Genomic DNA, 17263 nt, shown 5'->3' on the forward strand with positions numbered 1-17263 from the left:
AGCCGAAGGCGCCGAGCATCAGTTGGCCGAGGTGGTAGGTGGGCATGAGCACGGCAATCTTTTGCATGAAGTGCGGCAGGAACATGAGAGGCACCCAGAGTCCGCCGCAGAAGCTCATGGGCAGATAAATCATGTTGGTTATGCCGGGAGCGGAACTGAAGGGAACCAGCAAAGCCAGCGCCAAGCCCATGCAGACGAAGGGAACGACGCCGACTACAGTAAGGGCGATCATACAAATGAACTCAATGGGACTTAAAGTGACGTGCCCAAGGGTGATTCCGATCAAGGCGAGCAAACTTACGATAAGGATTCCGAAAAACACGGCGGAGCAGCATTTCGCGAGAACGTAGGCGAGCGGAGGCATGGGGCTAGCGCGCTTAAGATCGAGCCATCCGGCAGCTAAATCCGCAGCCAAACCCACGCCGACACCGAACAGAGCTGCACCCACCATGCCAAACACTGCATAGCTGGCGAGTACATATTTCGCCACCGAGATGGCGCCGATCTGCTGTCCCCGGTTCATGATGATTCCGAAGAAGAGATAGAACACCACGGGGAAGCCAACGACGGACAAAGAGAAGCTGCGCGTGCGCACGAGCCGAATGAACTCATAGCGGGCTTCGCGTAAGAAGATTGGTAAATTGCGAGTGAAAGAGGGGGTGCGGGGAAGTACAAACGTCGTGGTGGACATGAGTCTCTCCTATTCAAAGTGATGGTCCGGAGGGTTACGCTCCGGATCAGTAGGAATTTTGTTAATGAAACAATCGGTGCTCGGACTATTCACGGTCGCCGGTGAGAGCGAGAAATGCATCTTCGAGTTTGGGACTTTGCACATCAATCGAGTGAAGGGACGGGTCGAGTGCGAGAAGCTCGCGCAGAATCATCTCGGGCTGGCTCGCGAGAATTGTTGTGACCTCGCCATTGACCGAGACGCTTGTGACCCCAGGAATGTTCAACAAAGCATGCGTCGAGATGGTAGTCGAGCAACGGATGATTTTGACCCTGCCGCTTTTTGTCTCGCCGGATGCGACGGAACCAAGAGATTTGACTTCGGCTGGTGTACCCTGGCAAACGATGCGACCTTTATCAATAACCACGATGCGTTGCGCAAGAGAATCAGCTTCCTCAAGGTAGTGCGTGGTGAGCAGCACTGTCTTACCGCGCGTGGCGAGCAATTCGATCTGCGCCCACATGGCACGCCGAGATTTGATGTCGAGCCCCACGGTCGGCTCATCGAGAAAAATAAGATCCGGGTTGCCTGCCAGGGCAATCGCGAATAGCACCCGCTGTTTTTGGCCTCCCGAAAGCTGGCCAAACAAGCGCGATTCGATATCGCCCAGGCCGGCGACCTCAATGATGTCGGCGTATGCCATCGGGTTGGGATAGTAGCCCCTGAAGACCTCGATGTGCTCGCGCACACGAAGCATCTCTGGAGCCCGACCACCCTGCAGCATCACTCCGGTGCGTAGACGCGCGGTGTGATTGCGCGGGTCAGCCCCAAAGATGCTGACGACACCGGAAGTTGGCGAACTGAGACCCATGAGAAGCTTGACCGCGGTGGACTTTCCAGCTCCGTTGGGACCAAGCAGAGCGACGACCTCGCCGCGTCGGAGGGTAAGAGTGAGATTGTCGAGCGCGACTACACCGTTGGGAAATCGCTTGGTGACCCGGCTGAGTGAGGCGACAGCTTCGATTTTTGGGCATTGTGCGGTTGCTGCAAAGGCCTGGGGAAGTTCAAGAACTGCGCTCATGGCTCGCTCCTTGTGCGATCTTGATCACTACCAAATCGAGTATGGAAGCGAGCCGGCTGAGATTGAAGTGCAGGAAGTAAGGAAAACTCGGTGACATTTGTCATGCGAACGATTTTCTTGGCGTCCAGGAGGCCCGACACAGGAGCCGATCCAAGTGAACAGAATCTCTTGCAGATTGAGAGGCAACGTATAACATTTCAGGCTAGAAAACAACGATGCTGCGTGCCGTGCGAAAAGCCATGGCGCTACTTCCAATTGCCGAACTTTTGATTGGCTTCTTCTCCCCGCCAGAACTCGGCACCAAGCCCTGCAAGCGCGAACGTCAGACATGTGCAAATGTTGAAAGAGAAGCAGGCGGCATGGCTCGTTGAACATCCCTTGCTGATGAAGGTCTCCCAGGTCCAGTTTGGAGCCGTGCCTGGAGACGTCATAACGAGCGCCTACTGGCACTTGATGAAGGCCGTCTCCGGTCACCCGCATCCGCAGCATCAATGTATTATGCGGGGATGATCGCCGCTAAACCGATGCGTGTCTCACAACGGACCTGGGAATATGCCGTGAAGCCGACCGGAATCGCCGGCTTCTTCGTGCTGGTTGCACTGCTTTGGACGTTTCCCCTGCAGCACGTTATTTCTTATCCATTCGTGTTTCTTTTCTTCGGGGCGATCATCGGAAGCGCCTGGTTTGGCGGTTTCATGGCGGGAATCGTGGCAACGGGCATGTCCTATGGACTCATTACATTCTTTTTTGTTCCCCCTCTCTATTCAATCTCGGTGAACCAAGAGTCTAGAAGCTTCGTCGCGTCGTTCGTGTTATGTGCCATCGTGATAACCGCAATCAGTGCGGCCCGAAAGAAGGGCGAGATGGCAATTCGAAACGCGAAAGACGAGTTGGAGAGGAGGGTTGACGAGCGAACGGCAGACTTACAACTCTCTAATCAAGAGATCCTTGGGCGAGAGCGTCAACTTCTTCTGCTTGCTGAAGCTATCCCTCAGCAAATCTGGTCTGCGGATCCCAATGGTTCAGTTGAGTATTGTAATCATAATTTGCTTTCGTACATTGGCAGAAGATCTGAAGGACTAAAGGGAGAGGCGTTCTATGGCATCTTTCATGCTGAGGATAGGGCGCCATTCCGGAGGAGTTGGGACGATGCACGAATAGCTGAAGACAACTTTGAGATCCAAGCTCGAGTCCTTGGAATGAACGGAGCCTATCGATGGTTCCTCATTCGTGGCATTCCCCAGCGTGCTGCCGACGGCAAGATCGTGCGCTGGTATGGAGTACACGTAGACATCGAAGACCAGCAACGCGCTCAGCAGAGGCTCTTCCAGGCACAAGAAGACCTGTCCCGCACGACGCGAACCACGAGCCTGGCAGAGATGGCGGCATCGATTGCCCACGAGCTTAATCAGCCGCTCACGGCGTTAGTCACGAATGCTTCTGCCTGCAAGCGATGGCTGAGCACTGATCCCGCAAATATTGCGAAGGCGGTAAACGCAGCAGACAGGATTATTTCTGATAGCACCCGGGCAAGCGCAGTGTTAAGTCGAGTTCGTTCCCTCTTCAGTAAGTCTAATTACGTGAGAGAGGAGACTGATCTCAATAGGCTCATCGTCGATCTTGACCAGATCCTGAGAGGCGATGCGTCCCGCCGGGGAGTGTCGATTGAACTCAAGCTCGATGAGAAACTTCCGTATCTTACGCTCGATCCCGTCCAGATCCAGCAGGTTTTACTTAATCTTGCGATCAATGGCATTGAGTCGATGGCGATGTCCAAGAAACCCAAGGTGCTAAAGATCTCCACGGAATTCAACGGTAGAGATGCGGTTACTGTTGCCGTGGAAGACAGTGGACAGGGTTTTTCTGAACAAGATCGGGAGAAACTTTTCGATCCGTTCTTTACAACGAAGCCAGAAGGAACAGGCATGGGGCTTGCGATCTGCCGTAGCATTATCGAAGCTCACGACGGCCGAATATGGGGCGCTCGGCTGGAGAGCGGCGCGGTGTTCCAGTTCGTATTGAACATTGGAGATTGACGAACATGAGGATCGAGGACAATAGCACCGTGTTTATCGTCGACGACGATTATGCAATCCGGGAAAGCCTTTCCGATCTTATGGATTCCGCCGGCTTGAAGACCCAGATCTTTGCATCCGCTGAAGAATTTCTAGACGGCTGGGATCCGAAAATGAGCGGCTGTCTCTTGCTCGATGTTCGACTTCCCGGGATGAGCGGAATGGAGATGCAGTCAGCGCTTTTTCAATCAGGGATCGCGATACCGATCATTATCATGACGGCGCACGGAGACATGCCGATGGTGCGGAGGGCCATGAAGGCGGGCGCCGTCGAGTTCCTCATTAAGCCATTCAACGATGAAGAGTTGCTACAGGCGGTCGAGCAAGCATTCGAGCTTGATCGCGCGCATCGACGGGCAGGCGATCAGGTACGTTCCATTCAAGACCGAACAGAGACGCTTAACGAGCGTGAGCGCCAGGTAATGGCGCTCGTGACGGCAGGACTGACAAACAAGGAAGTCGCCGACAAGTTACATTTGAGCGTCGTAACAATAAAGCTCTACCGCGGGCAAATGATGAAAAAGATGAAGGCCGAGACACTCGCTGATCTCGTGAAGATGTATGAGAAGATCAACCCCTCCGGGGAGCCAAAAGCCAGTTAGTAGGTGGAAATCCACCAATCCTTATAAGGAACCCATTAGGAATCAGAAGATCTATACCAATGGATAGTTGTATTGCCTTGAAAACAACCCATACTCTTTTCTCATAACGAATCGATGAATTCAAGGCGATGCCGAGGCTGAAGTAGGCGGGCGCACTCGAATCTGGGATCCGATCCGAAGATTCATTGCAAACCTGAAAGTCTGACACGATGACCGTCGGAGTTCTTCTGGCGGAGATGCACAAGTGTATCTAGCCGGAGGAGCGAATGGGCACACGAGCACTATTAGTTGAATTGATGCTTTCAGGATTCTTCGCGATCGCTTGCTTCCGAGCACGAGCCGAATCACCCAATAGCGGCTTTGCCCCGCAAAAGCTCTTTGTCCTAACGAATCGGTTGGAAAGATTACGCCGCACGCGGTGGCAATGGGCAACGATGGTTCTTCTCTTGGTCGTGGTTCGTTTGCAGTTCGGCGCGCCTCTCCTCATTGAGCTTACAGGTTTGACACAATTCATCGTTTTTCTTGCATTGCCGTCGGAAAGAACTCAAGCGGGAGTGCTTCATCGCTCATGAAAAACCTGCTGGACGCGGCCGATTTTCTGCGTAGAGCGCGCCGAAGATTGCGTTTCGGCGATTTCTCACGCGAGCCATTGGAACTATTGCGATTGGAATGGAAAGGTAATTCGCTCGAGTGCGATTGGTTGATGCGCCCGGCAGATCCGTGGGACGTCGATTTGCCTCCGCGAGTAGTGGAAGAAAACCAGACTTTCCAAGCATTGAGAGATGCGCTGACGCTTCGCAATGTTGTTTTCGATTCGTTTCCGGGAGTGGACAGCGCTGAGTTACGGATGTTTCGCATGGATGCCGATAGTCTGCCGGAGCTTGTGTTGTCAGGTAGCGTGGTTCGCACCAATGAGGTGCTTGAACGAGTTGCATCGATAGCTATGCGTGCAAGGTTGTGCGGCTTTCGCTTCACGCAGGGTGACGGCTCTCAGCGAAGGCTGACCCCGCTCGGTTGTTCCTGACCGAGGCTCATTACTCGAGTTGTTCGGGTGTGCGTGTTCTCGAGGGCAGAGCGTAGCCATACCCAGGGGTTGATTTGCAGTAGCAGTGTGGTTCGGCATTCAAAAAGTTAAATCAAGGAGGGCATCAATGGCTGCAACAAAAGCACAGGGCAGAGCGTTCACGTTATTCATGGGGGGGCTGACAGCAGCTGCCGCAGGAGTCGCGTTCTTCTCATCCGGTAGCGGCAAGGCGGCTTTAGTTCTTGGTCTCGCTGTCGTTGCTTTTTCGCTTTTCCGATTCTTGAAAATCAAACCTCTGGAAGGAAAAGCCGCGCTTGGCGCGCAACCTGCCATTCAGAAATTGATTGGCGTTCTCCTGGCTCTGGGCGGCTGGGTAGTTGTTCTCTACGGCTTGCATTTGACGGCAAGTGTTTCCGGCAGGATGACGACTTCGGTTATCGGTCTTGCAATGACGCTAGTCGGAGTACTTTACGTCCTGCCGTCAGCGGTGAGCAAAAACGCTATCTGGAAGGCTTAACGGCTTAATCCCCCAACTCCCTCGGCGATGATCAACCACACCATGGAGCTGAATTGATGAGAATTGTTCGGATCGCATCCTGTATCTGCACTCTTGCGTTTTTGCTGACAGCTTGCGCAGGAATCGTGGCTCGCGCGGACGCCGCTCCCTCGGCGTCGGCAGCAGAGCTGAAAGACGCCGCCGCGAAGGCGCCCACTACCGCTACACTCGCCAATGGCGATCCGGGCGGCTCGCTCACTGGCACGGTGAACGACGTACCCATAGCCGACGCCAAGGTCGGCCTTACGTTGGCCGATGTAGCCAACCAGGTAGGTCAAAACAAGATCGGCATCAACTTTACTTGGACACTGATAACAGGCTTTCTGGTTATGTTTATGCAGGCCGGATTCGCGATGGTTGAGGCAGGCCTGTGTCGCGTGAAAAACGCCAACCACACCTACATGATGAACTTCTTTGTGTATGCGTGCGGATTGTTCGCCTACTGGATTATCGGATTTGCCATTCAGATGGGTGGTGCAGCCGGCAATGGAAATCTCGGCGGCTTGCAGCCGCTGGCGAGCGAGCATGTGTCGTCGCTGTTTGGCACCAATTGGGGCATCTTCGGACAGAGCGGTATGTTCCTCGCCGGCCACACTTACGACGTGGGGGTCATGGTGATCTTCCTGTTCCAAATGGTGTTCATGGATACAGCTCTCACGATTGTGACCGGTGCTGCCGCAGAACGCTGGAAGTTCATGACGTTCGCTGTTTCCTCCGTATTAATGGGAGCCTTCACCTATCCGCTCTTTGCCAACTGGGCATGGGGTGGTGGCTGGCTCGCGCAGATGGGAACCAACCTGGGGCTTGGAAAGGGTTATTGCGACTTTGCCGGATCGGGCGTGGTGCACGCGGTCGGTGGCGTGACAGCGCTGGCTGTGGCGCTGATCATCGGACCGCGCATTGGCAAGTTCAACCGCGATGGGTCTGCCAATGCCATCATCGGCCACGACATTTCTGCCGTCCTGATAGGCTGCTTCATCCTTGCTTTCGGGTGGTTCGGCTTCAACCCTGGCAGCACTCTGGGCGCTTCGGGAGCTGGTTGTTTGCGGATCGGTTCTGTCGCTGTCAACACCATGCTGGCCGGCTGCACCGGAACCTTCGGCGCATTGCTCTACATGTGGATGCTGAAGGGGAAACCCGACGCGTCGATGAGCGGCAACGGATTGCTGGCGGGTTTGGTTGCCATCACTGCACCGAGCGGGTTTGTTAACACCACCGGGGCCGCGATCATCGGGTTGATCGCCGGAGTGTTGGTTTGTTTCAGCGTGTCGTTTGTTGAGAATTCGCTGAAAGTCGACGATCCGGTCGGCGCCATCTCAGTTCACGGAACCTGCGGTCTTTGGGGCGTGCTCTCGGTTGGTCTGTTCGCCGACGGCACGAGCAATTATGGCGGCTCGTGGAACGGGGTGACCGGCTCCGTTACGGGTCTTTTCTATGGCGATTCGAGCCAATTGATTGCTCAACTTGTGGGCATAGCTACATTGGTGGGCTTCGTCTTCTCGTTCAGCTTCGTGCTCAACTGGGTTCTCGACATCTTCCTCGGCCAGCGTGTTTCGGCCGAGACGGAAGTTGCCGGTCTCGATCTGCCAGAAATGGGACAGCTCGGCTATCCGGAATTCATCTTTGCTTCCGAGCCCGAAGTGCTGGTTTCAGCCGGACGGGTCGCGGTAGCTTAATTTTTTCACTGTCGTTCTCCTGGAGCAGCAAGGCACGATCTGCCAAGCCTTGCTGCCCACCTTTTAAGTTGCACCTTGGAGTCTTCTCAATGAAAAAGCTGCCCTATCCTGAATCCGCAGAAAACGAAGAAATGTTTCTGGTCCCGCCGCAGCACGTTCCGATCTCGTTGCAAGGTGCTGTTGCTCCAGAGACTTCTCGCCTGTTGCAGCGGATGTTCCGCGATCCTCGCGTCCTCGACTCGCATGAGCGTGGCGATCTTATTGCGCAATTACGTAGAGCTGCCGACTTGGCTCCCTACATGCCCGAGGTCAGGGTACTGTTGGGCATGGCACTCTGTGTCGACTTGCAGGCGCAGGAAGCAATGGAAGAAATGCGTGAAGCCGTCAGAATCGACCCGGATTGTTTTATCGCAAGACTCAAATTCGGCGAATTACTTATGCGCCTGCGCGTGTGTGATCAGGCTGCAGAACATACTCAGCGAGCTTCCCAGCTTGCGTCGAACGCAGCACAATCAGAACAGGCGCGAAGACAGGCAGCGACAATTCGCACTATGATGCGAGAAGGAATTGAACGCGGAGGATACGGCGGATTGCTTCCGCGCATCCTTCGTTTCGGCCGCAAACCCAGGCAGCAGAGCAATGCACCTGTTTTTGTTGGTTCCAAGTAGGAGAGGATGCCCGCAACTCTGCAACTGGCGCTGCTGATCGCCATTCTCCTCCCTGCCGGAAAAATCGTGGCGTCCATAAGCACTCGCTTCGGCATCCCCGCCATTCTCGGCGAGTTGCTTGTTGGCGTGGTGGCCGGCCCCGGCTGCATCGACATGCTTCACATGAAGATCTTCACCGGAACTCCGGCTGCAGATGCATTCCTGCTCCTCGCGCAGATCGGCGGTTTCGTCCTCATGTTTATTGCCGGCCTAGAGACAGATATCGACCGGATGCGCGAAGCGAGTGTTACCGCTTTTCTAGTTGCAGCGTCGGGAGTCGTTTGGCCATTCTTCCTTGGTACCGGAGCAGCGTACCTTCTCGGACTGCCCTGGAATAGCGCCATGTTTCTTGGCGGCGCACTCACAGCAACCAGCGTATCGATCTCGGCGCGCACGCTCATGGACGCTGGCAAAATGACGACTCCAGAGGCGTCTGTCATTCTTGGTGCCGCTGTCATCGACGATGTGATGGGGCTATTTGTATTGGCATTTCTCGCGGCCTCATGCAGCACAAAAGGAGCGAGCGCATTTGGCGTTGCACCCATGCTCTCGAACTTCCTGCAAAGCCATCTGCCTTGGGCTGCTCAACATCCGCTCGTCGTGCAGATGTCCCTCATCGCTCTCTGTGTCACCTCGTTTTTTTTAATTTCGTACGGCGCAGCACAACGTTGGATCGACCCGCTGATGAGGCAATTCCGAAAACTCGATGCCAACGAAGCGGTAACCAGTTGTGTCCTGGCGCTCATGCTTCTTTTTGCGGTTAGCGCAGAATGGCTAGGCAGTGTAGCCGGCATTACTGGCGCCTATCTATTGGGATATGTCTTTGCCGGCGCAAAGCTCAAGACACTGATCGAGCGCACCTTTTACGCGATTGGCCATGGTCTCTTTATACCGCTGTTTTTCGTGTCAATTGGGCTGTCGAGCAACTTCCGCGCATTGGGTGGACATTGGCTACTGCTCGCCGCAATCTTCGCCGTCGCTGTCGTCAGCAAACTCGTTGGGTGTGGGATCGCGGCACTTGGCATGGGAATGGGACCTGTTCCAAGCTTTCGCGTCGGCTGCGGCATGATATCTCGTGGTGAAGTGGGGCTGATTGTCACGGCCATGGGCGCCAGCACGGGCATCTTCAAAGATCCGGAGGTTGCCGTCATGGTTACCGTGGTTTTGCTCACCACGTTAATCACACCACTCATAATGCGTGGTGCTTTCATGATCAAGTGTCCACAGGATCGAGAGGGTGGAGACGACAGCGCCTCGCCTGGTTTCGACTCTGTTGCAGAGATGCGCGCTCAAACTTGAGCGACTCCTTCTTCGATGCATCTCACCGCAACGCCAGTATCAGCATCAAGCCAAAGAGAAGAAGCGGCACTAGCGCCAAGCCAGCATAGAGCAGTATCTTGCGTCCACCAAGTTGGACCCGCTTCTCAAAAACTGGCCGGTGTGCGTCATCTGCGATCGAAACCCGTTCCTGGTGTTCCAGTTCCCAGGACATCTCACCCGCCGTAGCGTAACGCTTGTGCGGGTCACGCTCAAGCGAGCGAAAGAGTATCTCCTGTAACTGGGGCGAAATTTCAGGGTTAAGTTTACGCGCAGGCTTGGCATCGCTTAGAAGCCGTTCGTTCATTATCGTTAGCGGGTTGGATCCGGTGAATGGCGCATGCCCTGTGAGCATCTCGTAGAGCATTGCCCCAACAGCATAGATATCGCTGCGCTGGTCGCCGCGCTGGCCCTTCACCTGCTCCGGAGAAATATAATCCGGTGAGCCCACTACCGGCGAGGAGCCAGCGAAAGTTAGACGCCGCGCGTCTTCCTTCATCGCGCTACCGAAGTCAATTAGCTTGATGTGACCCTCGCCATCAATCATCACATTCTCTGGTTTTAAATTTCTGTGCACCACCCCATGCTTGTGCAAGTAATCGAGCGCATTGCAAATGCCAAGCGTAATCTTCACGGCGCGCTCGATAGGAAGTTTGCGCTCACCCTGCGCTGTCTGCTCGTTCAGAATTGCCCTAAGTGACTTCCCATCGACCCACTCCATAACCATGTACAGACGGCTGCGGTGCTCGCCGTCAAAGATTTTTACGATGCCTGGGTGGTTGAAATGCAGGCCAATTTCCTCCTCCCGCCTGAACCGCTCCAGCAAGAAGGGGTCTGCCTCCATCTCTGCATGCGGAATCTTTAGGAGCACTTGCTTCCCGTCACGCAGATTCGTAGCCCGGTAAAGTGTCGACATCCCGCTTTGAGCAACCGTTGCCTCCAGGCGGTAGTGGTCCAGGGTGGCACCAGCTTCGAAGATGGTCGTGAATTCTTCGTTCATTGCAACCTGATTCTTTCATGAGAGTCATAAGAAACACGCAAGGAAATCGCATTGAAACTAAAACCTTTGACGACAATTCAGCAGCACATGGGACGTCCGCCTGACGGTTCGCATTAGTAGATTTCAGTAGCGTTAGAGGGCTTGCGAAATCACCAGTTCCAAGCGGAATCTATTTTGAACCGCTAGGGGCGCGGCAATACACTCGGGCAGCCTGCAACAACTCATATCGTCGCCTATGCCGAATTCTTCGCTTGCCCCTGGCGCTCTTTTATGCCTAGTTTGGCGAACGGTTGATCGACGCACCTGGCCGAAAAACTCGCGTTGAGGTGGTCAGCGATCGATTTCTAACAACTTTGCATGAATGTGAAAGAAGGTGTCGTGCATGGCAGAATCGGTCTTGCAAAGACGGAATACTCTGATGATGCGGTTCCGCTCGATCCCGAATTGGCACGAACTTCTTCGATTGGAAGCGCAAATCGACCGGATCCGAGTTGCTCTTTCCGAGCCCCATAACCGGGTATAGTTACGATGGTTCCCCCATCCAGCAGGATTGGATCCGTCGGGCTAGCTGGTGCCTGGTTGAGTGTCCGGAGTGCGGAGCAGCGCCGGGCGCGGCCTGCACACTCACACCTCGAGGCCGCGGAAAGCGGCACAACATCCCGGTGCACGATACCTGTGGCGATTTGGCAACGAAGGATGGATTCGGCAGCGTCGGCTGGCATACGTTCCGGCACACTTACCGCTCGCTCTTGAGCAAACTGAAGAAGCAGCTCGAAGTCCAGCAGACGCTCATGCGTCAGGCGGACATTTCAACCACGTTAAAGTATGGGGAGACGCCGATGGAGAACCTTCGCACGGCAAACAGCAACGTGGTTCGAGAGATCATGGAGCGGCGATCGTCGAAATAGACCCAAAAACCAAACCGGGCGCCTTGTGCGCCCGGTTTCAGTTGGGTTGAACTTTAGGGTTGAAGGCCGTAAATGGTTGCGGGGGCTGGATTTGAACCAGCGACCTTTGGGTTATGAGCCCAACGAGCTACCGGGCTGCTCCACCCCGCAGTCTTAGTTTAACAATCTGCCTTGGGTGGGTCAAATTCCAGCGGACAGTGGCACGCGACCCGGCACCACTCCATCCGTTACACTTCTCGCAGCTTTTGAGATATGCCATTCAGTTTGCGCTTAAACCGGCGTTTGGGCTCCTTGGGCCTTCCTCCGGCGTGGCGACGATCGGCCGTCATAAATAATGAGTTCAAAGCAGACTCCGAAGGAGCCATAGGATGTCCCATCTTTACGCTGCAGTTCTGGTCGTCATCGTAACTGTTCTTCTCTCCGTGGCCATCTTTCGGACCACGCTGGTCAAAACCAAAGCCGATTATCTGGTTGCCGGACGCTCTTTGCCTGCTTTCGTTCTCGTCCTAACGCTGCTAACTTCGTGGATTGGCGCCGGTTCTCTCTTCGCCGGAGCAGAAAATGCCTATAAAAATGGCTTCGCCGCGCTATGGCAGCCAGCGGGCGGATGGCTCGGGCTGCTCCTCATCTACTTCATTGCCCCACGTGCCCGCAAATTCGCGCAGTTCACGCTGCCCGACCTCCTCGAAGCCCGTTATAACCAGACCGCCCGCGTGCTCGGCACCTTCGCTATCCTTTTCGCCTACGTCGGAATCACCAGCTACCAGTTCAAGGGCGGAGGCGACGTGCTCCACCTGATTTTCCCAGACACAGTTTCTTCGCAGCTTGGCACCTACCTCATCGCGTTCTTTGTCATCGTGACCACCGCTTTGGCCGGAATGTCTTCCGTCGCCTACATGGATGTGGCAATCGGCTCCCTCGTCACTGTCATCTGCGTCATCGCGGCGCCTTATCTATTTTTTCAGGCCGGCGGGTGGGCGGGGTTGCATTCGGTTCTTCCTCCCCAATATTTCGAAGTGCTCGGAAATTATCGGCTCTCTCCCAGCGGCGCCGAACAGCCCGTCGCCATGGGCCTGGTTCGCGCTCTTGAATTTCTTGTTCCGACCATGCTGCTGATGTTGGGCAACCAGGTGATGTACCAGAAATTCTTCTCCGCAAAAAGCGAGAAAGATGCGCGATTGTCCGTGGTTGGCTGGATCATCGGTACACTTGTTCTCGAAACGCTGATCGTCGCCATTGCCGTCTTTGGACGGGCGTTGTATCCGACTGGCGAGGTGGCGATACATCCGCGCGAAATCATCCCCTATACTGCGCGTCACGGATTGCCTGCCGTTCTCGGTGCGATCCTGCTCGGCGCAGTCTTCGCCAAGGTCATCTCCACTGCTTCGAACTACTTGTTCTCACCCGCCACCAATCTGGTTAACGATGTCTTTGTCCGCTACATCTCGCCCGACGCCTCGAACAAGCGCGTGCTCATCATTTCGCGCCTTGCTGTCGTGCTGCTTGGCTGCTGGGCTCTGTACCAAGCCGTCTATGCCGAAAGCATTCTGCAGAAGATGCTCTGGGCCTATACCATCTATTCCGCCGCGCTCACTCCCGTTGTTCTTGCAGCGTTCTATTCGAAACGGGTTACGGCCTGGGGCGCAGTTGCTGCCATCGCCGGCGGCACCGTGGTTACGCTGGCGTGGGATTTGCCAGGAGTCAAGTCTCTCTTTCCGCACATTATTTCGGATCGCGACGCCATCTTTCCTGCGCTCTTCGTAGCCGTCGCCGCACTCATCATCGTAAGCCTCTTCACCGCCCCTCCAAGGGAATCCCAACTGGCGCAGTTCGCTGAATAGCGAATCTGTTTCGTCAATCCAGCAACGCACTATAGCCGCGTCGATAGCCTAGACTGTTGATTGGACAGTCTGATGCATACGCGCCCCTGCTGGGTCGAGATTTCAACCCACGCTATCCAAGACAACTATCGTTTTCTAGCCAACCTTGCCGGCCCGCAGGTTGAACTCCTCACAATCGTCAAGGCCAATGCCTATGGTCACTCGCTCAAACTGTGTGCGCCCGCCGTAGTCGGTGCCGGAGCCCGCTGGCTGGGTGTCACCAGCGTTGAAGAAGGCATTGAGGCACGCCGCCTTTGCGCCGACACGCGCATTCTGGTGATCGGCGGCGCCTTCCGTGGCCAAGGTCGCGATGTTGTCCGCCACAAACTCACTCCTGTCGTTTGGGATCGATCGCAGTTCGATGAGCTTGAAGCGGCCGCGCGCGGAGAAGATGTTCGTTCCCTCCCCGTTCATCTTGAAATCGATACCGGGATGAGCCGCCAGGGGGCGGATCCTGAATCCCTCGCGTCTCTTCTCGCGCGCTTCCATCGTGATTCATCTCTGCGCCTCGAAGGCGTAATGACCCACCTCTTTGCTGCCGACGAAGCCGACGAGAGAGTCACTGGGGATCAACTCGAGCGCATGGAATCGGCCCTCAACCGCATCCGCTCAGCCGGCATCCACTCCGGTGTGCTCAACGTCGGCAACTCCGCGGCATTGCTTGCCGGCCAGGCCCACAAGATCTCGGAGCTTGCGTCGCGCTATGAAATGAAAGCGCTGATGCGTCCTGGCCTTGCACTCTACGGAATTATCCCCGAATACGATCCGGCATTCGGCGCAGCAGAGCCCGTCTCTCTTAGACAGGCTCGTCGCGAACTTAAACCGGTGCTCAGCTGGAAATCGCAGGTGGTCAGCGTGCGTTCCGTGGCGCCGGGCGCTGTCGTCGGTTACAACGGAACCTTTGTTGCCACCGAACCCATGCGTCTCGCACTTATCGCCGCCGGATATGCCGACGGCCTCGATCGCAATCTCGGCAATCATTTCAGTCTTCTTGTCCGCGGCCAGCGTGCACCCGTCGTCGGACGCATCAGCATGGATCAATCCGTCATCGACGTCACTGACATTCCCGACGTGGCTGGCGGCGACGAAGTTGTGATCCTCGGTCGACAGGGCGATGAGTCGATCTCAGCCTTCGACCACGCGAAAGCTGCCGGCACCATTCCCTGGGAAATCTTTACGAGAATTGGTGCGCGCGTTACCCGGATCGCAATTTAGACATCGGAATTCAGCAGGGAGCTCCCGTGGGACCGATCGAACTCGCCGCAGCCACAGGATGTGCGATCTCCAACTCCGCCGCCCCACTTACCGCGGCGATCATCGCTTCAGTCCCCATCGCCGAGTTCAGTAGCATGTGATAGAGTCCGCGCGAGCACCACTCCTGTTGATAGAACTTGCGGATCACCGCGGCTCGGCGCTTGTCGTACGCTGCCAAAGCCTGTTCGGCGCTATGGGCCTGCTTCGGAAATGCCTGCGTGAACCAGTCGCGCTTCGCCTTCAACGTCGCATAGACAAAAATGTGAAAGCAGCCCGGCTGACATGCCAGTGCGCATGCCGCCCCTCGACCCACCAGGACACAGTTGCCATATTTCGCCGCCGCTACAATCTCTTCGCGAATCAATGTCAACATGCGCTCCGAATCAAAGACCTGCTCCTCTGAAAGACCGGTCATCTGATAGGCAGTGTCGTGCCAGAATACCTTGCCGTAGCGGTAATACCAGGGATCGAGACGATCATCGAACTTTGCGGCCAGATCCGGTGAAACACCCGCGCGCTTTGCCGCTGCACTTACGAGTTCAGAATCGAGAAGCCGCCAGCCCAACCGCTCGGCGAGATCGTGGGCAAACTCGCCGCCCCTTGACCCATACTCCCGCTCTACAGTGATTACTCGGATTGGCGCATGCATCATCAGCTACTCCCCTTGCCACTGGCAGCATACAACGAAAGAGCATTTACCCCGCAAGAGAATAGACTCGCCGAAAACGTCTTCGGTTGCACGCACACATACGGACACCTTGACTATCTACAATACCGTTGTAGATAATCTAGGCATGGGCAAACCGAGCGATCTCGTCCAAGGTACCCTCGACCTTCTCATCCTCAAAACACTTCTGCCCGACCAGATGCATGGCTGGGCTATCGCCAAGCGAATTCAACAACTTTCAGGCGAAGTGCTCCAGGTGCAGCAGGGCTCTCTTTACCCCGCCCTACATCGACTCGAACAACAGGGCTGGATTAAGGCCAAATGGGCCGAAAGCGAAACCGGGCGCCAGGCAAAGTTCTATTCCCTCACTTCCGCCGGCCGTGCCCAGCTCGAAAAGGAAACCGCCAACTGGAACCGGCTTTCAGCCGCGATCAACCTTGTCGTAAGCGAGGCCTGAGCGGCCTACTTCCCTACCCCAAGGAAGGAATCCATGCGCTGGTTCGAACAACTCCGAATGCGGACCCTGATGCTCTTCGGCCGCGGCCGCGCCACTACACACCTCGACGACGAACTCGCGTTTCATCTCGAACGCCAGATCGCGGAAAACATCGCAGCCGGGATGAGCGCAGACGAAGCCCGTTACTCCGCGCTCCGCTCCTTCGGCAATCCAGCACTCGTCCGCGAGCAATCCCGCGCCACCTGGAGCTGGAACGGTCTCGAATCCCTTGGACGCGATTTGCGTTACAGCGCGCGCACCCTGCGCCGCACCCCAACCTTCTCTGTGATGGCGATCCTTGTCATCGCCCTGTGCATCGGTGCCGCCACGTCACTTTTCACCATCGTGCGTTCGGTCCTGCTCAGGCCGCTCCCCTTCCGCGATCCCGGTCGGCTCGTGATGGTCTACGAACACTTTCGCGGCGACTGGGCAAATCAAGACTCGTTCAATTACAACGTTGTATCGCCCGCCGACTTCTACGACTGGCGCGCGCAGACCCACGGTTTTCAGGATATGGCCGCCTGGCGCTGGTGGCAATTCAACCTCACCGGCGAGCGAGATGAACTGCCGGAGGTCGTCACTGCGGCCGCCGGAACCTGGAACCTCTTTCCGCTCCTCGGCGTCCAGCCGACATTCGGTCGCAGTTTTACCGAATCCGAGGACCATCCGGGCTCGAACGTGGTTATGCTCACCTGGAGCGTCTTTGAGCGCCGCTTTGCGGGCGATCGTTCCATTGTCGGCAGGCAAATCCATCTTGATGGCAAGCCTTTCACCGTTGTCGGAGTCCTGCCGAAAAATTTTGCATATCCGTATGCCACCGTGCAGGTGTGGGTTCCCTATCAGTCCATCGCTACGCCTGAATCGTTGCGCCATCACGACTGGCATCAGAGCCGCGTCATCGGCCGCCTGCTTCCCACGGTCAGCCTCGCCAATGCCATCAGCCAGCTTGAGGCCGTGCAGTATCGCGAACACATGCAGAACCTGAACGCTCCAGTAGCCGAGGATGTCGCGCCACGAGCTATCACCGACGACCTGGCGAAAGATGTCAAGAAGCCACTGATCCTTCTGATGTGCGCCGTTGCATGCATGCTGCTCATCGGCTGCCTCAACGTCGCCAACCTGCTGGTGGCGCGCGGTGCGGCGCGGCAAAAAGAAGTTGCTATCCGCGGCGCCCTTGGAGCACAACGCTGGACCCTCGTCCGCGAGCAATTGACTGAAAGCCTGTTGATTTGTTTTATCGGTGGCGCTGCTGGAGTGTTGTTGTCTCTGACCGCCACACGGTGGCTCGCCCACGCGTGGAAGGACCTGCCCTCCGCGCAGGGCGTTCACGTCGACGGCGTGGTGCTGGGT

Annotated in this window: 16 protein-coding genes and 1 tRNA gene; 12 read left to right on the forward strand and 5 right to left on the reverse strand. The window is 56.0% G+C overall.

Going from position 1 to position 17263, the window contains the following annotated elements:
* Both WA354_RS19595 and WA354_RS19600 read right to left on the reverse strand, forming a co-directional pair.
* Positions 1-691: ABC transporter permease (locus WA354_RS19595; RefSeq protein ID WP_472814708.1), on the reverse strand; the 691-nt coding region annotated here is incomplete at its 3' end.
* An 85-nt stretch (positions 692-776) separates the two neighbouring features.
* A complete protein-coding gene (locus WA354_RS19600) occupies positions 777-1751 on the reverse strand; it encodes an ABC transporter ATP-binding protein (RefSeq protein WP_472814709.1) in 975 nt (324 codons plus the stop codon).
* 215 nt (positions 1752-1966) lie between these two features.
* Here WA354_RS19600 and WA354_RS19605 point away from each other — a divergent pair, with 215 nt between their 5' ends.
* From WA354_RS19605 to WA354_RS19635, 7 genes are all read left to right on the forward strand, one after another.
* Positions 1967-2122 carry a hypothetical protein gene (locus WA354_RS19605; protein ID WP_472814710.1) on the forward strand — a complete coding sequence of 52 codons (156 nt, stop codon included), beginning with the start codon at positions 1967-1969 and terminating at the stop codon, positions 2120-2122.
* Between the two features lie 120 nt (positions 2123-2242).
* A complete protein-coding gene (locus WA354_RS19610) occupies positions 2243-3787 on the forward strand; it encodes an ATP-binding protein (protein ID WP_472814711.1) in 1545 nt (514 codons plus the stop codon).
* A gap of 5 nt (positions 3788-3792) precedes the next feature.
* Positions 3793-4428 carry a response regulator transcription factor gene (locus WA354_RS19615; protein ID WP_472814712.1) on the forward strand — a complete coding sequence of 212 codons (636 nt, stop codon included), beginning with the start codon at positions 3793-3795 and terminating at the stop codon, positions 4426-4428.
* A 1109-nt stretch (positions 4429-5537) separates the two neighbouring features.
* Positions 5538-5969 carry a hypothetical protein gene (locus WA354_RS19620; RefSeq protein ID WP_472814713.1) on the forward strand — a complete coding sequence of 144 codons (432 nt, stop codon included), beginning with the start codon at positions 5538-5540 and terminating at the stop codon, positions 5967-5969.
* 56 nt (positions 5970-6025) lie between these two features.
* Positions 6026-7684, forward strand: coding sequence for an ammonium transporter (locus tag WA354_RS19625; RefSeq protein ID WP_472814714.1), 1659 nt, complete (start codon positions 6026-6028; stop codon positions 7682-7684).
* An 89-nt stretch (positions 7685-7773) separates the two neighbouring features.
* Complete coding sequence (locus WA354_RS19630; protein WP_472814715.1) at positions 7774-8352, forward strand: hypothetical protein; 579 nt, start codon at positions 7774-7776, stop codon at positions 8350-8352.
* Positions 8353-8358: 6 nt separating this feature from the next.
* Entirely contained in the window at positions 8359-9690 is a 1332-nt protein-coding gene (locus WA354_RS19635; protein ID WP_472814716.1) for a cation:proton antiporter, read from the forward strand.
* 22 nt (positions 9691-9712) lie between these two features.
* On the opposite strand, the gene WA354_RS19640 is transcribed toward WA354_RS19635, so the two are convergent.
* Positions 9713-10708, reverse strand: coding sequence for a serine/threonine protein kinase (locus WA354_RS19640; RefSeq protein WP_472814717.1), 996 nt, complete (start codon positions 10706-10708; stop codon positions 9713-9715).
* A 491-nt stretch (positions 10709-11199) separates the two neighbouring features.
* On the opposite strand from WA354_RS19640, the gene WA354_RS19645 reads away from it, so the two are divergent.
* Complete coding sequence (locus tag WA354_RS19645; protein ID WP_472814718.1) at positions 11200-11616, forward strand: zinc finger domain-containing protein; 417 nt, start codon at positions 11200-11202, stop codon at positions 11614-11616.
* Positions 11617-11689: 73 nt separating this feature from the next.
* Here the strand turns inward: WA354_RS19645 and WA354_RS19650 are convergent.
* Positions 11690-11766 (reverse strand) — tRNA-Met (locus tag WA354_RS19650).
* Positions 11767-11984: 218 nt separating this feature from the next.
* Between WA354_RS19650 and WA354_RS19655 the strand changes: the two genes are divergently transcribed.
* On the forward strand, positions 11985-13457 hold the full coding sequence (locus tag WA354_RS19655) for a sodium:solute symporter family protein (RefSeq protein WP_472814719.1): 1473 nt from the start codon (positions 11985-11987) through the stop codon (positions 13455-13457).
* Between the two features lie 72 nt (positions 13458-13529).
* Complete coding sequence (alr, locus tag WA354_RS19660; protein ID WP_472814720.1) at positions 13530-14711, forward strand: alanine racemase; 1182 nt, start codon at positions 13530-13532, stop codon at positions 14709-14711.
* Between the two features lie 10 nt (positions 14712-14721).
* Here the strand turns inward: alr and WA354_RS19665 are convergent, their stop codons facing one another.
* Positions 14722-15402 carry a cytidylate kinase-like family protein gene (locus WA354_RS19665; protein ID WP_472814721.1) on the reverse strand — a complete coding sequence of 227 codons (681 nt, stop codon included), beginning with the start codon at positions 15400-15402 and terminating at the stop codon, positions 14722-14724.
* Between the two features lie 142 nt (positions 15403-15544).
* Between WA354_RS19665 and WA354_RS19670 the strand changes: the two genes are divergently transcribed.
* Entirely contained in the window at positions 15545-15874 is a 330-nt protein-coding gene (locus WA354_RS19670; protein ID WP_472814722.1) for a PadR family transcriptional regulator, read from the forward strand.
* A gap of 33 nt (positions 15875-15907) precedes the next feature.
* The coding region (locus WA354_RS19675) for an ABC transporter permease (protein WP_472814723.1) at positions 15908-17263 on the forward strand (1356 nt) is incomplete at its 3' end.

Origin of the sequence: Occallatibacter sp., from assembly GCF_049802275.1 — a bacterium.
In the GTDB taxonomy this organism is placed as follows: domain Bacteria; phylum Acidobacteriota; class Terriglobia; order Terriglobales; family Acidobacteriaceae; genus Telmatobacter.

What these genes read in the sequence shown, in the direction of transcription:
- WA354_RS19665 (WP_472814721.1), bottom strand. Translation starts at nt 15,402, where the DNA reads ATGATGCATGCGCCAATCCGAGTAATCACTGTAGAGCGGGAGTATGGG.
- alr (WP_472814720.1), top strand. Translation starts at nt 13,530, where the DNA reads ATGCATACGCGCCCCTGCTGGGTCGAGATTTCAACCCACGCTATCCAA.
- WA354_RS19600 (WP_472814709.1), bottom strand. Translation starts at nt 1,751, where the DNA reads ATGAGCGCAGTTCTTGAACTTCCCCAGGCCTTTGCAGCAACCGCACAA.
- WA354_RS19610 (WP_472814711.1), top strand. Translation starts at nt 2,243, where the DNA reads ATGTATTATGCGGGGATGATCGCCGCTAAACCGATGCGTGTCTCACAA.
- WA354_RS19635 (WP_472814716.1), top strand. Translation starts at nt 8,359, where the DNA reads ATGCCCGCAACTCTGCAACTGGCGCTGCTGATCGCCATTCTCCTCCCT.
- WA354_RS19640 (WP_472814717.1), bottom strand. Translation starts at nt 10,708, where the DNA reads ATGAACGAAGAATTCACGACCATCTTCGAAGCTGGTGCCACCCTGGAC.
- WA354_RS19630 (WP_472814715.1), top strand. Translation starts at nt 7,774, where the DNA reads ATGAAAAAGCTGCCCTATCCTGAATCCGCAGAAAACGAAGAAATGTTT.
- WA354_RS19670 (WP_472814722.1), top strand. Translation starts at nt 15,545, where the DNA reads ATGGGCAAACCGAGCGATCTCGTCCAAGGTACCCTCGACCTTCTCATC.
- WA354_RS19655 (WP_472814719.1), top strand. Translation starts at nt 11,985, where the DNA reads ATGTCCCATCTTTACGCTGCAGTTCTGGTCGTCATCGTAACTGTTCTT.
- WA354_RS19605 (WP_472814710.1), top strand. Translation starts at nt 1,967, where the DNA reads ATGCTGCGTGCCGTGCGAAAAGCCATGGCGCTACTTCCAATTGCCGAA.
- WA354_RS19615 (WP_472814712.1), top strand. Translation starts at nt 3,793, where the DNA reads ATGAGGATCGAGGACAATAGCACCGTGTTTATCGTCGACGACGATTAT.
- WA354_RS19625 (WP_472814714.1), top strand. Translation starts at nt 6,026, where the DNA reads ATGAGAATTGTTCGGATCGCATCCTGTATCTGCACTCTTGCGTTTTTG.